Source organism: Pseudofrankia coriaricola (genome assembly GCF_001854805.1).
In the GTDB taxonomy this organism is placed as follows: domain Bacteria; phylum Actinomycetota; class Actinomycetes; order Frankiales; family Frankiaceae; genus Pseudofrankia.
The window spans coordinates 15,634-29,894 of record NZ_MBLO01000225.1 but is presented as its reverse complement, the minus strand read 5'-3'; the positions used below and the strand labels follow the sequence as shown (position 1 = coordinate 29,894).

Genomic DNA, 14,261 nt, shown 5'->3' with positions numbered 1-14,261 from the left:
GCGGGCCGGCGGGCGCGGTCCCGGGGCGGTCAGGAGGAGGCCGTCGAGACCAGGCGCACCGAGGCGGCGAGCGCATCGAGGTCCGCGGGGCTCGCGCCGCCGGAGCCGTCACCGTCGTCGACGATCACGATGGAGCCGCCGGCCGTGCGCGTGAGTGCCAGATGGCCGTCGTCGTCGCGGCGTTCGTCCCAGGTCTCGCCCGCGATCGCGCGATGCCCGGTTACCGGGCGGTTGCCGAGCAGGCGCTGCACGGCGTCCGGCGCGTTGCTCACCTCGTAACGAGCGAACGTCCGGTGGCCCTTGCGGTCGACCACGTAGCCGATGGTCAGCACCGCGAGGTCGGTGTCGGCGCCCTGAACCGCGCCGGGGGCCTGGACCCGCAGGGACGTGGGCTTCCACAGGTCCTGGGCCAGGCCGGACGGCGCGAGCACCTGGTAAGGGGCCTGCCGGGCGAACGAGGTGACCGACACGGCGGCGTTGTCGACGACCTTGACCGCCTGCTCGTCGTCGCCGCGTGGGAGAACGAAGAAGACGAAGGCGAAGACGCCCGCCATGACGACGGCGAGCGAGAGCGTCATGTCCCGAATGGTCTCCTGACCACGCTTACGTGCCACGCCCCCATGATGCTGGTCGGCCTGGCGGTCAACGACCGGGGGAGCGTGGCGCCCGACACTCACCGGCCGGCGCAACCTTCCGGGCAAGCAAGGCGTCGGACGTGACGCGTGGGCGGCCGCCGTGCGGAGGGGGCATGACGGCCGCCCGCGCCCGTTTTCGCGCGCCGCGCCCGCCCGCCGCCGCGCCTCGTGGCGGGACCGGACGGCGGTCACAACCGCGGGCGGCGACGGAGCCCGCGAACTAGTCTTCTGCTGTGGCACATGACAGCAGCGCAGTCCCCGAACCGCTTGCCGTGCAAGGCCAGGCACCCGACCGCAACCTGGCGCTAGAACTGGTCCGGGTGACCGAGGCCGCCGCGCTCGCCGCCGCCCGCTGGGTGGGCCGCGGCGACAAGAACGGGGCCGACGGCGCCGCCGTCGACGCGATGCGCCGGCTGGTCGGCACCGTCTCCATGCGTGGCGTGGTCGTCATCGGGGAGGGCGAGAAGGACGAGGCCCCGATGCTGTTCAACGGCGAGGAGGTCGGCTCGGGCGAGGGCCCCGAGTGCGACGTCGCCGTCGACCCGGTGGACGGCACGACGCTGACGGCCAAGGGCATGAACAACGCCGTCTCGGTGATGGCCGTCAGCGAGCGCGGCACGATGTACGACGCGAGCGTCTGCTTCTACATGGACAAGCTCGTGACAGGCCCGGAGGCCGCCGCGGTCGTCGACATCGACGCCTCCGTGGAGGACAACGTCCGTGCGGTGGCAAAGGCCAAGGGCATCCTCCCGCGCGACGTCACCGTCGTCGTGCTCGACCGGCCGCGGCACGCCACGCTGGTGGACGAGATCCGGGCGACGGGCGCGCGCGTCAAGCTGATCTCGGACGGCGACGTCGCCGGCGCCGTGATGGCCGCCTCCGCGGACACCGGTGTCGATCTGTTGCTCGGGGTCGGGGGCACCCCGGAGGGGATCATCACTGCCTGCGCGGTGACCTGCCTCGGCGGCGTGATCCAGGGCCGTCTCTGGCCTCGCGACGACGACGAGCGACGCAAGGTCGAGGACGCGGGCCACGACACCACCCGGGTGCTGACCACGGGCGACCTGGTGAACAGCGACAACGTCTTCTTCGTCGCCACCGGCATCACCGACGGCGAGCTGCTCGCCGGGGTGCGCTACCGGCCGGGCGGCGCGAGCACGTCGTCGCTGGTCATGCGTTCGCGCAGCGGCACCATCCGCCGCGTGGACAGCCAGCACCAGCTCACCAAGCTTCAGGCCTATTCAACGGTCCCGTTCTAACCCGCGCGGATCGCTCGCGGGTCGGCCACCTGGCTGGCTCAGATCTGCGCTACGGCCGGCCGTCGCGGCGGGTTCGGCTGGCCGCCATCGCGCGGGCGCGCTCGCGGCGTGCCACCGCCGCCCGGCGGGCGCGGACCAGCGCGATGATGATCACCAACAGCTCGGCGGTCAGGAGGCTCGGCGCTCGCAGGATCAGTTCGGAACCGATGTCGATGGCCTTCGTCTTGAGCCCGCCGTCGCTGCCGGTCGCCGGATGCAGGAAACCGACCCCGGCGGTGATCGCCGCATAGACCAGCGGCGGCATGATGGCGACTCCCACCAGGTCGTCCACATGCGTGCGCAACGTGCTCGCGGCGCAGGCCGAGACGAACAGCACGCCGAAGATCCAGCCGAGATGCCCGAAGACGGCCACGTCGGCGGCCGCGCCGACCGCGCCGATGATCAGTACGACCAGTGACGCGCCGAAGGCGGTGAGCCCCCGACGGTTGTCGCTGATCACCGTCGTCGGCTGCAGGGTCGGGCGACGCCGTCCGATGGGGGGACGGTCGGCCGGTCCGCGTGGCCGGTCGGGGCGACCGCGGGGGCCGGCGGGTTGCCGGTCGGGCAGACTCACGTGGGCAAGGTACCGCCCCAGGTTTAAGAATGCGTCAGCACGATAGTTCGCGGCTGTACCAGCCACCGGCCTTTTCAACTCTCCGTGGGGGCTCCGGTACTCGGCGAAGCCGCCTGGGCGGCTGCCGCGCCGGCGGTGTCCGCCGGCGTCGCGAAGGGCGCCGACGACACCAGCTCCAGCCCCTCGAGGTCCAGCTCTTCTAGCGGTTCTGGCCCACCGGGCTCGGCCACGAGCTCGGCGGCCGTCAGCGGGCGGACGCCCACCTCCACGGGCTTGGGGCTGGCCAGCTCCTCCTCGACGACCTCCAGCCCGGCCAGTCGGCGAGCCGACACCAGCACCCGGCCCTCCAGCGACCCGACGGCCGCGTTGTAGTCCTTCACTGCCCGCCCCAGCGACGCGCCGAGCCTGTCGACGTGCTCACCCAGAGTGCCGAGCCGGGCGTACAGCTCGCGGCCGAGTTCGTAGACCTCCTTGGCCCGCGTGGTCAGCGCGTCCTGCGTCCAGGCGTAGGCGACGGTGCGCAGCAGCGCGATGAGCGTCGTCGGCGTGGCGAGCACCACGCCCTTGCCGGCGGCGTACTCCAGCAGGCCAGGGTCGTGGTCGAGCGCGGGTGCCAGGAAGGCCTCGGCCGGGACGAACAGCACGACGAACTCCGGCGAGTCCATCCGGCGCCAGTAGGCCTTTGACGCCAGTTGGTCCACGTGCGTGCGCAGGTGCCTGGCGTGCGCGGCCAGCCGCTCGGCCCGCACCGCGTCCTCGGCCGCCTCGGCCGCCTCGAGGAACGCGGCCATGGGGACCTTGGAGTCGACCACGATGCTGCGCCCGCCGACCAGGTGAACGACCATGTCCGGCCGCTGGGTCGTCTCTCCCTCGTCACCGGTGACGGTGTGCTGCTCCGTGAAGTCGCAGCGGGCCAGCATGCCGGCGACCTCGGCGACGCGGCGCAGCTGCAGCTCACCCCAGGCGCCGCGTGCCTGCGGCTTGCGCAGCGCGGTCACCAGCTGCGCGGTCTGGGTGCGCAGCGCGTCGGAGGCCTCGCGGGTGGCCCGCACCTGCTCGACGAGCGTGGCGTAGGCGTCGGTGCGGGCGGTCTCCAGCTCGCGCAGCCGTTCCTCCATCCGCGCGAGCGTCTCGCGCAGCGGCGTCACCAGGTTCTCGACGGCGACGTGCCGCATGTCGAGGTCGCCACGTGCGCGGGTGCCGGCCTCGTCGAAGCGGGCGGCGGCCAGGTCCAGGAACTGTCGGCTGGCTCCCTCCAGCGCCCGCGAGGACAGCGCTTGGAACGTCTCGGCCAGGCGCCGCTGGCTCTGCTCGACGAGCGCGACCCGCTCGCCGGCCGACTTGCGCTCGTACTCCAGCGCGGTCCGCAGACCGGCGACGTCGGCGTTCGCTCGCTGCGCCCCGGCCTGCCTGCCCACGAGGTAGCCGCCCCCCGCGCCGAACACCAGGCAGACGAGCGCGAACAGCACCCCCGACGCGTCCATGCGCACAGCCAACCATCCAGGTCCGACAACCCCCAGGCAGGGCGTGACGTTGTTCTGGCGAGCCAGTCGTGCAGCCCGGCCACCGACAGTGACCGTGCATTGGCGCTGTGCCAACGCGACCACCTCGCCGACCTGGGCCCAGCCCGACCATCGCCATGGGCCTGTGCTCAGGACCACGTGAAGAGGGCGCGCAGCGCCCGACAGGATCGGGCGCGGAGCGTCCGATCCGTAAACTCAAGGCATGGGTCTGTCGATCGGCATCGTCGGGCTGCCCAACGTCGGGAAGTCGACGCTGTTCAACGCGTTGACCCGCAACGACGTGCTGGCCGCCAACTACCCCTTCGCGACGATCGAGCCGAACGTCGGGGTCGTCGGGGTGCCCGACCCCCGGCTCGCGCAGCTCGCCAAGCTGTACAGCAGCCAGCGGATCGTGCCGGCCACCGTCAGCTTTGTCGACATCGCCGGCCTGGTGCGCGGTGCCTCCGAAGGACAGGGCCTCGGCAACAAGTTCCTCGCCAACATCCGTGAGTCGGACGCCGTCTGCCAGGTGGTGCGGGTGTTCTCCGATCCGGACGTGGTGCACGTCGAAGGCCGGGTCGACCCGGCGGACGACATCGCCACCGTCAATACCGAGCTGATCCTCGCCGACCTGCAGACCATCGACAACCGGCTGCCCCGGCTCGCGAAGGAAGCCAAGCTCGACAAGACCAAGCAGGCGATGCTGGCCGCCGTGGAGGCGGCGAGGGCGGTCCTCGACGAGGGACGGCCCCTGTCGGCCGCGCCGTCGATCGACCTTGCCCTGCTGCGCGAGCTTTTCCTCCTCACCGCGAAGCCGTTCCTCTACGTCTTCAACGTCGACGAGGACGCCCTCGCTGACGAAGCCAGGCACAAGGAGCTCGCGAGCCTCGTCGCGCCCGCCGATGCCGTCGTGTTGTGCGCCAAGGTCGAGGCGGAGCTGCTGGAGCTGCCCGAGGACGACGCCGCCGAGCTGTTGGCATCGCTGGGGCAGAGCGAGAGCGGCCTGACGGCGCTGGCCAGGATCGGCTTCCACACCCTCGGCCTGCAGACCTACCTGACCGCCGGCCCCAAGGAGGCCCGCGCCTGGACGATCAGGAAGGGCGACACGGCTCCCGAGGCCGCGGGTGTCATCCACAGCGACTTCCAACGTGGCTTCATCAAGGCCGAGATCGTCTCCTTCGGCGACCTGATGGCCAGGGGCTCGATGGCCGCGGCCCGAGCGGCCGGCAAGGTCCGCATGGAGGGCAAGGACTACGTCATGGCCGATGGTGACGTCGTCGACTTCCGTTTCAACGTTTAGGGCGGCTCAGGCGGACGACGCGCGCGGTGGGGCCGGCGAGCCGGGTGAGTGCTGCGCGGACGCCCGGCGGGCTAGTGCCGAGATGACCGCCTCCAGCGGGCCCCGGCGGCCGGTCAGGCGCCAGAGCGACGCGAGGACCAGCATGGGGATCACCTGCTGGAGGTAGAGCCAGGCATAGCTGTCACCCCGCGGCAGCTCGGTGGAGAGCACCCACGCGTGCAGGGTGTACCAGGTCAGCGTCATCGAGCCCACCGCGGCCAGCGGCCAGATCACGACCGCCGCGGCGGCACCGAGCCGAGCGACGAGCAGGGCGGCGCCGAGCAGCGCCACGGCCGTGCCGGTGGTGTGCAGCAGATCGAGCGGCGCGGATGTGTGCGGGGTGTCGACGGCGAGCCACCACCAGGACTGCGTGGGCGTGCTGCCATACAGCCCGCCCTCGAGCAGGGACGGGACCTCGCTGGGCGCGATCGGGCCGACGCCCGGAAGCACCGAGCTCGTGGCCAGCAGTGCGTCGCGCCCGCCGAGCGGGCCGAGCAGCAGCCACGACAGCGCCGAGGCCGCCACCGCCACCGCCGCGCCCGTGCCGAGCAGCAGGCCGGCGACCCGCGTCCGGCGCAGGTCGAGCCGGCCGACGAACATGCCGGCGCAGAGGTATCCGATCCAGGCCAGCGCGGGGTAGTAGCCGCTCAGCAGGATCGTCAGAGCGAGCCGCCACGGCGAGACGACCAGATCGTCGAAGGACGGGTTGCTCATCAGCGGCTCGGGCAGATGCGGGCGGACCAGCTGGCTCAGTACCGGCTCGACGAGGAGCGCGCTCGCCGCGACCACGGCGAGCACCCATCGGGGAGCCCGCAGCAGTGGCAGCGCCAGCACGAAGAACACCGCGTAGTACGGCAGGATCACGGCGACCGGCGTGCTCGTCAGGCCGAGCGCCAGGCCGATGGCGCCGATGCACACCGCTCGGGCGAAGGTCGAGGTACGCGGGTGGGCGGCCCGGGCGGTCACCAGCGTGAGCGCCACGCCGGCGAGCACGGCGAACGCCGCGGCCGCCCTCCCGGCCGCGACCAGGTGCGCCGTGGTAAGCCGGCCCTGCGCGTCGAGCGGCGGTATGACGTGCGTCGCGACCATTCCCAGCAGCGCCGCGCCGCGGGCCGCGTCCACCCCGACGATCCGTCCTCGCGTCGGGCCCGGGGCCCCGTTCCCGGGCGCGTCTGGCGCCGGCCGTTCCACCACGGCACGACCTGGCCGTCGCGACAAGTCCGACATGCGAACACCTTCTCAGCCTGCCGTCCGCGATGACCACCGGACCGCTCCGATGAGATCGCGCGCGTGCCGACATCGGGGCCGCTGCCCCTGAACGACCGAGAACCGTCCGGTGCTGCCTGACCGCGACCGTCGCCGTGGTTGGGCCATTGGTCCGGTTGGGCGAGGGTCGCTACCCGTGGTGCCCCGGCGATCTGGGAAAGTCACCAGGTATGGAACCCGAGCTGGATGCCGGCTCCGCGCCGGGCACCGCGCCGAGTGGTGGGCTCCAGACGCGCCACGCCGGGGTCGGGCGGCCGCCGCGAGCCGACGCGCCGGTTCCGACAGCCCCAGTGACCAGCGCGGCCGCTGGTCCCGGGGACGTCCGTGCGGGCCGCGGGCGACTGGTGGTGGCGGTCGCGCTGCTGGACGGCCAGCGCCGGGTGCTGGCCGCGCGGCGGACGTCGCCGCCGGCCTACGCCGGGATGTGGGAGTTCCCCGGCGGCAAGGTCGAGCCGGGTGAGGACGAGCTGGAGGCGTTGGAACGCGAGTGCCGCGAGGAGCTCGACGTCCAGATCGAGGCTGGCCCGGTGCTCGGCCAGGTCGAGCTCGCGAGCCCCGGCTGGCGGCTGCGCGTGTGGTTCGGCCGGATCTGTTCCGGTACGCCGCGCGCGGTCGAGGGCGGCGAACTGCGCTGGCTGTCCGTCGCGGAGCTGGGGGACGTCAGCTGGCTGCCCGCCGATCTGCCGCTCGTCGATGCCCTGCGTCGGCGCCTTCTCGAACCGGAGCCGTTGGTCTTCCCCGCGGTCTGACCCGCTGTCCGACCTGCTGGGTGACCGGTCCGCGGGCACTAGCGGGTTCGCGCGGCGTCGCCATCGTCGCGCGCTCTGGCCCGCGCCGACCGGCCAGTCAGGCCGCGGTGACCGGCGTCGGCCGACCCGGCACGGTTCCTCTGTCCGCCTGTCGTCCCGCGCGCTCGTCCCCTTTCGGTTCCTCTCCGCGCGGGGCCGTGCGTCGTACTGTTGTTGAAATCTCGTCGGCGGGTGGGTGTCCAGGCTCTCGCGCGGCGTAATGCCCCCGCGCGAGTCCGTACGATGGAACGGACGCCCGCGGCCGGACTAGTTGGATCCGCCCGGGCTGTCGGCACGCCTGGCGGGCGCCGGACCGACGGACCATGACATGAGGGACCGTGGTTGCGCGCCACCGTCATCGGATCCGGGCGTTCCTCGTAACGATCATCTCGGGGTCGAGCACCCCCTGTCCGCCCCGGAGCCCACCACCGTGCTGACCAGCACCGAGCCCACCAGCGCCGAGTCCACCGGCGTCGTCCGCGGCCGCGCCGACCTTCGCAACATCGCGATCATCGCCCACGTCGACCATGGCAAGACCACCCTGGTCGACGCGATGCTGCGCCAGTCCGGCGCCTTCAGCGCGCATGCGAGCGAGGACCTCACCGACCGGGTCATGGACTCGATGGACCTGGAGCGCGAGAAGGGCATCACGATCCTCGCGAAGAACACCGCGGTCCGTTACGGCGACACCACGATCAACATCATCGACACCCCTGGCCACGCCGACTTCGGGGGCGAGGTCGAGCGGGGCCTGGCGATGGTGGACGGCGTGCTGCTGCTCGTGGACGCGAGCGAGGGCCCGCTGCCGCAGACCCGGTTCGTGCTGCGCAAGGCGCTCGCCGCCCGGCTGCCTGTGATCCTCGTCATCAACAAGGTCGACCGTTCCGACGCCCGGATCGCCGAGGTAGTCGACGAGACCTACGAACTGTTCCTCGACCTCGACGCCGACGAGGAGCAGATCGAGTTCCCGATCATCTACTGCAACGCCAAGGCCGGCCGGGCATCGACCACCCGTCCCGCCGACGGTGACAGCCCGGACTCCCCGGACCTCAAGCCGCTGTTCGACCTGCTACTGGAGACCATCCCGACGCCCACCTACATCGAGGGCGCGCCGTTGCAGGCGCTGGTCACGAACCTGGACGCCTCGCCCTACCTGGGCCGGCTCGCGCTGTGCCGGGTGCACAACGGGACGATCCACCGCGGCCAGCAGGTGATGCTCTGCCGCGCCGATGGGACCCAGGAGCGGGTCAAGGTCAGCGAGATGCTGATGACCCAGGCCCTTGAGCGCTCCCCGGCCGAGAAGGCGGGCCCGGGCGACATCATCGCCATCGCCGGCATCCCGGACATCACCATCGGTGAGACGCTGGCCGACCCCGAGGACCCGCGCCCGCTGCCGGTGATCACCGTCGACGAGCCGTCGATCAGCATGACCGTCGGCGTGAACACCTCGCCGCTTGCGGGCAAGTCCGGCAAGAAGCTCACCGCCCGCCTGGTCAAGGCGCGCCTCGACGCGGAGCTCGTGGGCAACGTGTCGATCAGGGTGCTGACGACGGAGCGCCCGGACACCTGGGAGGTGCAGGGCCGTGGCGAGCTGCAGCTCGCCGTCCTGGTCGAGCTGATGCGCCGGGAGGACTTCGAGCTCACCGTCGGCAAGCCGCAGGTCGTCATCCGGGAGGTCGACGGCAAGGTGCACGAGCCGGTCGAGCGGCTCACGATCGACGCGCCCGAGGAGTTCCTCGGCACCCTCACCCAGCTGCTCGCCGTGCGCAAGGGCCGCCTCGAGCAGATGATCAATCACGGCACCGGCTGGATCCGGTTGGAGTACCTGGTGCCCGCCCGGGGCCTGATCGGCTTCCGCACCGAGTTCCTCACCGAGACCCGGGGTACCGGCCTGCTGCACCACGTCTTCGAGGGCTACGAGCCCTGGTTCGGCGAGCTGCGCACCCGGGCGACCGGCTCGATGGTCGCCGACCGCTCCGGCCCGACGACCGCCTACGCCCTGTTCAACCTGCAGGAGCGCGGCACGATGTTCGTTCCCCCGATGACCGACGTCTACGAGGGCATGATCGTCGGTGAGAACTCCCGGGCGGACGACATGGACGTCAACCCGACCAAGGAGAAGAAGCTCACCAACATGCGCTCGTCGACCGGCGACGAGCTGGTCCGGCTGACCCCGAACCGACAGCTCACCCTGGAGCAGGCGCTGGAGTTCTGCCGCGAGGACGAGTGCGTCGAGGTCACCCCGGCGACTGTCAGGATCCGCAAGGTCGCCCTCGCAGCCGCCGACCGCGAGAAGCTCCGCTCCCGCCGCCGGGCGGCCGTCTAAGGCGCCGCTGGCGGGAAGGTCGCGAAGCGACCTTCCCGCGTGGGATGTCCCTAGGGCGTAGCGTCCGGCCGGTACGGTCGGGGTCGGACATCGACGCCGTCCGGCGCGCGAGGACGCCGCCGGACTCCATACCAAGGAGACGGGTGGTCCGTGAGCGCAGGAGCAAGCGAGCGGAGGTCTCGTCCGAGGAACGAGGACGAGGCCGAGCAGGGGCCCCGTTCGGCGCGAATGCGACGGATGGGGGGGCGATGAGTGCGGCGACGGAGCGAACCCGAAACACAGTGAGCGCGACGCCAGGTGAGACGGTGCTGGTGACGGGGGCGGCTGGGTTCATCGGGTCGCACACGTGCGTGGACCTGCTGACGGCCGGCTACCGGGTGATCGGGGTCGACAGCTTCGTCAACAGCTCGCCGCGGGCCCTGGACCGGATCCGAGAGGTAGCGGGCAGCGCGGCCGACAGGCTGGAGTTCGTCGAAGGGGATGTCCGCGACGTCGCCGCGCTCGGCAAGCTGTTCGCCACGACACCCGTCGCGGCGGTCGTCCACTTCGCCGCGCGCAAGGCGGTCGGCGAGTCGGTGACGATGCCGGTCGAGTACTACGACACGAACATCAACGCGACGCTGCGCCTCGTCGAGGTGATGCGCGAGCATGGCACTCGTCGGCTGGTCTTCTCCTCGTCCTGCTCGATCCACGGCGATGTCGACGTCCTCCCGATCCGGGAGGACGCTCCTGTCAGCCCCACGAACCCCTACTCGCGTACCAAGTGGATGTGCGAGCAGATCCTGGCCGATCTGTGCGCCGCCGAGCCGGACTGGCAGGTCATGGCGCTGCGCTACTTCAACCCGGTCGGTGCCCACCCGTCCGGGCTGCTCGGCGAGGACCCGCGCGGGATCCCGAACAACCTGATGCCCTACCTGCAGCAGGTCGCCGTCGGTCGGCGGGAGTACCTGTCGGTGTTCGGCGACGACTACCCGACCCCGGACGGCACCGGCGTGCGCGACTACATCCATGTCATGGACCTCGCCGAAGGCCACCGCGCGGCGCTTGAGCACATCGGCGACGCCGCGGGCTTCCGGGCCGTCAATCTCGGTACCGGCACCGGGACGTCGGTGCGGCAGCTGCTGGACGCGTTCAGCGTCGCCTGCGGACGGCCGCTGCCGTACCAGGTGGTCGCTCGACGCGCCGGCGACGTCGCCGAACTGGTCGCCGACCCGACGCACGCCATCGGCGTGCTCGGCTGGCGCGCCCGCCGCGGCCTCGACGAGATGTGCCGGGACGCCTGGGAGTTCCAGCGGCGCAACCCCGGCGGCTACGACGGGCCCGGCGCATGAGCGAGACGCCAGCGACCGGGCTGGCGGGAACGCCGCCGCGCCGGGTGCTGTTCGTCCACGCCCACCCGGACGACGAGGTGATCGGTACCGGGATCACGATCGCCGCGTACGCCGCGCGTCCCGACACCCATGTGACGTTGGTCACCTGCACCCTCGGTGAGCTCGGCGAGGTGCTCGCCCCCGAGCTGGTGAACCTGCGCAGCGACCTGGGCGACCAGCTGGGCGGCTACCGGATCGGCGAACTGGAGCGGGCCTGCGCCGCCCTGGGCCTGGCGGACCACCGGTTTCTCGGCGGCGCCGGCCGGTTCCGGGACAGCGGGATGATGGGCACCCCCGGCAACGACGACCCGCGCTGCCTCTGGCAGGCGGACCTCACCGAGGCGACGGTCGAGCTGGTAAGGGTCGTGCGGGAGGTGCGCCCGCAGGTGCTGGTCAGCTACGACGCCAACGGCGCCTATGGCCACCCCGACCACATCCGGGCGCATCAGATCACGGTCGCCGCGTTCACCGCCGCGGCCGACCCGGCCTTCGCCCCGGAGGCGGGGGCGCCGTGGGCGCCGTCGAAGCTGTACGAGACGGCGGTGCCGAAGTCGTTCGTGCAACGCGGCGTCGAGTACTTCGCCGAGGACGAGAACAGCCCGTTCCACGGGGCGACGAGCGCCGACGACATCCCGATGGGCGTGCCGGACGAGCAGATCACGACCCAGGTCGAGGCGCCGGAGTTCCTCTCGGCGAAGATCGCGGCGATGCGGGCGCATCGGACCCAGATCGCCGTCGACGGCTTCTTCTTCGCGCTGGCCGACGGCGTCGGCCGGGAGGCCTTCGGGATCGACCACTACGTCCTCACCCGGGGCACTCCGGGGCCTGCCAGCGGTGCCGCGGCCGCTGGCGACGTCGGCCACGAGGCCGATCTGTTCGCGGGCCTCGAGCCTTAGCCGCACCGTCGCCGCCGCCTCGCGCCCTGTCGCGCCCGGCGGCGGGACGACGCGCGCCCCGGCGCTACTGTCGACGTATGCCTCGTCCCAGCCCAGGTCCGCGCCAACCGACGCCTGGTGGGCCCGGCGCGGGCGGCGCGGGCGGTCTGGCCGACTCGGTGGCGGCGAGGGTGACGGGGCTCGGCAGCCTGTCGGTCGTCGAGCCGGCGGAGCCATCCCGGCTCTTCCTCGGCGGCGCCTACGCGTTCGGCCTGCTCGCGGGCGTCGTCCTGGGTGTCTACGGGGTGGCCGCCGTGCCGGCCGGCCCGCGGCTGGGTGACACGCTGCTCTCCCTCGGCCTGCTGCTCGTCGTCGTCGGCAACGTCGGCGTCCCGATGCTGGTGCGCTGGCTGACGGGGACCCGGCTCGGCGCGTGCATCATGCTGGTCGGCTGGGCGCCGGTCGTGCTCGCGCTCGGCTCGTCCCGCGCCGAGGGTGACCTGATGCTGCGCTCCTCGTCCACCGCCTACCTTTTTCTGGCCATCGGTGTGCTGGCACCCATCCTGGTGGCCGTCGTGCGCCCCAGCCGCCGCGGCCTGACCGCCTTCCCCCTCCCGCGCTAGTTGAGGCGGGCGCGGGCGGAGATGGCCGCGGAGCGGGCCGCCGCGGCGGCGGTGGGTTCGGCGACCTCGACCGCGTCGGCGAAGGTGACCAGGTCGGTCGCGCCGTTGAGGAAGTCACCGCGACGGATCAGCAGCTCGCCGCGTTCACGGCGCAGGCTCGCCGGGTGGTGGGGGAGCAGCAGGGACAGCTCGACCGCCCACAGCCGGGTCGCGGTGGCGTCGGAGCGGGCGGCCAGCACCCGGATGTTGCCGAGCACCCGGGCGAGCAGGTCCTCGAAGCTCATCGGCGCGAGCTGAGCGCGGCTGAACGGCACCCCGGCGGCCCGGACACGGGCCGCCGCGTCGTGGACGGTGATCCGCCGGCCGCCGGTGAACGGGTCGACGAGGACGTACTCCCGCGGGGTGCCGAGCGCGACCACCATGTGACCGGGCAGCCCGACCGGGTAGGCCGGCACGCCGAGCCGTGAGGCGACCTCCAGCCAGATGACCGAGAGCATGATCGGCAGGCCGTGCCGGCGGCGCAGCACCGCCGGCAGCAGAGAGGCCCGCAGGTCGTCGTAGTCGCTCTCGCGGCCGGCGAACCCGGCGCGCAGGCCGAGTGACTCGTGCAGCGCCTCGGCGGCGTCGATCGGGTCCTGCCCGGCCGGTAGCTCCTCGGCGGAGCCGCCGGGGGTGGCGCCGGCGGCCGTGGCGCGTGTGGTCTTGGCCACGAGCACCGGGCGCGCCTCGTCCGCGAGCCGGTCCAGTGCGCCGGGCACGTCGGCGGCCTCCGCGTCCGGCTCGGCCTCGGACGCGATCAGTTGACAGGCGAGCGCGAGATCGATCGGTGTCTGGCGCACGACATCGGCGAACTGGGCTCGGCTGCGGGCGCTCATGGGCGGGCCTCCACATCCTGGGCGTCCGGATCCTGTCGCCGACCCCGCTGTGCTCCCCTTATGGGGGGCGGGGGAATGACCTTGGCCGCGATGAGATCGTCCTCCGGAATGCTGATGATCTCGCCGTTTGCGTGCGCGATGGTCAAGACCCCGGCTGTCCATGCCTGGAGGGTTCCGATAACGTCCGTCAGCGGCACCGGCCCCGCGATGCGGCGCCGGATCACGACCCGCGCGCCGATGTCGGCCCGAGTGATGCGGACGACATACACGACCAGCGAACGCCCTTGCTGTCGACACGGAACGGTCGAGGTCGATACTAAGGAATCAGTCGCCCGTGAGCCGAGGAGGAACATCCGGTGACCTACGTCATCGCCGAGCCCTGTGTCGATGTCAAGGACAGGGCTTGCATCGAGGAGTGCCCGGTCGACTGCATCTACGAAGGCGGTCGGATGCTCTACATCCAGCCTGACGAGTGCGTCGACTGTGGTGCATGCGAGCCAGTCTGCCCGGTTGAGGCCATCTACTACGAAGACGATGTGCCCGAGCAGTGGAAGCCGTACACCGACATCAACGCGAACTTCTTCGAGGAACTGGGCTCGCCTGGCGGCGCGTCCAAGGTCGGAGCTCTGGACTACGACCCGCCTGTGGTGGCCGCGTTGGCGCCGCAGGGCGAGCACTGAGCGCAGGAGGCAACGAGCGGAGGTCACGTCTGAGCGAAGCGAGGACGGGGCCGGAGCTCGTTGCGGACGGAGCTCAGCCGTGGCATTGAGCGCAGGAGGCAACGAGCGGA

14 protein-coding genes are annotated in these 14,261 nt (G+C 72.0%); 8 read left to right on the top strand and 6 right to left on the bottom strand.

Annotation, left to right across the window (positions count from 1 at the left end; genetic code table 11):
• Nucleotides 1–29: 29 nt before the first annotated feature.
• Nucleotides 30–614: a DUF4245 domain-containing protein gene (locus BCD48_RS28170; RefSeq protein ID WP_083419322.1), complete on the bottom strand. Its 585-nt coding sequence runs from the start codon at nucleotides 612–614 to the stop codon at nucleotides 30–32.
• A gap of 293 nt (nucleotides 615–907) precedes the next feature.
• On the opposite strand from BCD48_RS28170, the gene glpX reads away from it, so the two are divergent.
• A complete protein-coding gene (gene glpX, locus BCD48_RS28165) occupies nucleotides 908–1,894 on the top strand; it encodes a class II fructose-bisphosphatase (RefSeq protein WP_241842037.1) in 987 nt (328 codons plus the stop codon).
• Nucleotides 1,895–1,943: 49 nt separating this feature from the next.
• On the opposite strand, the gene BCD48_RS28160 is transcribed toward glpX, so the two are convergent.
• Together BCD48_RS28160 and BCD48_RS28155 are read right to left on the bottom strand one after the other, a co-directional pair.
• Nucleotides 1,944–2,393, bottom strand: coding sequence for a DUF6542 domain-containing protein (locus tag BCD48_RS28160; protein ID WP_241842036.1), 450 nt, complete (start codon nucleotides 2,391–2,393; stop codon nucleotides 1,944–1,946).
• Between the two features lie 188 nt (nucleotides 2,394–2,581).
• Nucleotides 2,582–3,991, bottom strand: coding sequence for a DNA recombination protein RmuC (locus tag BCD48_RS28155; protein ID WP_083419310.1), 1,410 nt, complete (start codon nucleotides 3,989–3,991; stop codon nucleotides 2,582–2,584).
• A gap of 241 nt (nucleotides 3,992–4,232) precedes the next feature.
• Between BCD48_RS28155 and ychF the strand changes: the two genes are divergently transcribed.
• The gene (ychF, locus tag BCD48_RS28150) at nucleotides 4,233–5,309 is read left to right on the top strand and encodes a redox-regulated ATPase YchF (RefSeq protein WP_071051415.1); all 1,077 of its coding nucleotides are present in this window, start codon (nucleotides 4,233–4,235) and stop codon (nucleotides 5,307–5,309) included.
• 6 nt (nucleotides 5,310–5,315) lie between these two features.
• Here ychF and BCD48_RS28145 read toward each other — a convergent pair whose 3' ends face one another.
• Nucleotides 5,316–6,470, bottom strand: a complete 1,155-nt coding sequence (locus BCD48_RS28145) for a heparan-alpha-glucosaminide N-acetyltransferase domain-containing protein (RefSeq protein WP_241842035.1) — start codon at nucleotides 6,468–6,470, stop codon at nucleotides 5,316–5,318.
• Between the two features lie 314 nt (nucleotides 6,471–6,784).
• Here BCD48_RS28145 and BCD48_RS28140 point away from each other — a divergent pair, with 314 nt between their 5' ends.
• From BCD48_RS28140 to BCD48_RS28120, 5 genes are all read left to right on the top strand, one after another.
• Nucleotides 6,785–7,363 (top strand): (deoxy)nucleoside triphosphate pyrophosphohydrolase, encoded by a 579-nt coding sequence (locus BCD48_RS28140; protein WP_083419309.1) that lies wholly within the window; start codon nucleotides 6,785–6,787, stop codon nucleotides 7,361–7,363.
• Nucleotides 7,364–7,730: 367 nt separating this feature from the next.
• Nucleotides 7,731–9,728 (top strand): translational GTPase TypA, encoded by a 1,998-nt coding sequence (gene typA, locus BCD48_RS28135; RefSeq protein WP_274536586.1) that lies wholly within the window; start codon nucleotides 7,731–7,733, stop codon nucleotides 9,726–9,728.
• 248 nt (nucleotides 9,729–9,976) lie between these two features.
• On the top strand, nucleotides 9,977–11,059 hold the full coding sequence (gene galE, locus BCD48_RS28130) for a UDP-glucose 4-epimerase GalE (protein ID WP_198543424.1): 1,083 nt from the start codon (nucleotides 9,977–9,979) through the stop codon (nucleotides 11,057–11,059).
• Nucleotides 11,056–11,994, top strand: a complete 939-nt coding sequence (gene mshB / locus BCD48_RS28125; RefSeq protein ID WP_071051413.1) for an N-acetyl-1-D-myo-inositol-2-amino-2-deoxy-alpha-D-glucopyranoside deacetylase — start codon at nucleotides 11,056–11,058, stop codon at nucleotides 11,992–11,994. The genes galE and mshB overlap by 4 nt, the downstream gene beginning before the upstream one ends.
• Before the next feature lie 170 nt (nucleotides 11,995–12,164).
• A complete protein-coding gene (locus BCD48_RS28120; protein ID WP_083419307.1) occupies nucleotides 12,165–12,596 on the top strand; it encodes a DUF6113 family protein in 432 nt (143 codons plus the stop codon).
• Here the strand turns inward: BCD48_RS28120 and BCD48_RS28115 are convergent.
• Nucleotides 12,593–13,471, bottom strand: a complete 879-nt coding sequence (locus tag BCD48_RS28115) for a transglutaminase family protein (protein ID WP_071051411.1) — start codon at nucleotides 13,469–13,471, stop codon at nucleotides 12,593–12,595. The two genes, BCD48_RS28120 and BCD48_RS28115, sit on opposite strands and share 4 nt — an antisense overlap.
• The gene (locus BCD48_RS28110) at nucleotides 13,468–13,824 is read right to left on the bottom strand and encodes a putative acetyltransferase (protein ID WP_131804117.1); all 357 of its coding nucleotides are present in this window, start codon (nucleotides 13,822–13,824) and stop codon (nucleotides 13,468–13,470) included. The genes BCD48_RS28115 and BCD48_RS28110 overlap by 4 nt, the downstream gene beginning before the upstream one ends.
• Nucleotides 13,825–13,827: 3 nt before the next feature.
• Between BCD48_RS28110 and fdxA the strand changes: the two genes are divergently transcribed.
• The gene (gene fdxA, locus BCD48_RS28105; protein WP_071051409.1) at nucleotides 13,828–14,151 is read left to right on the top strand and encodes a ferredoxin; all 324 of its coding nucleotides are present in this window, start codon (nucleotides 13,828–13,830) and stop codon (nucleotides 14,149–14,151) included.
• The last annotated feature ends 110 nt before the right edge of the window (nucleotides 14,152–14,261 follow it).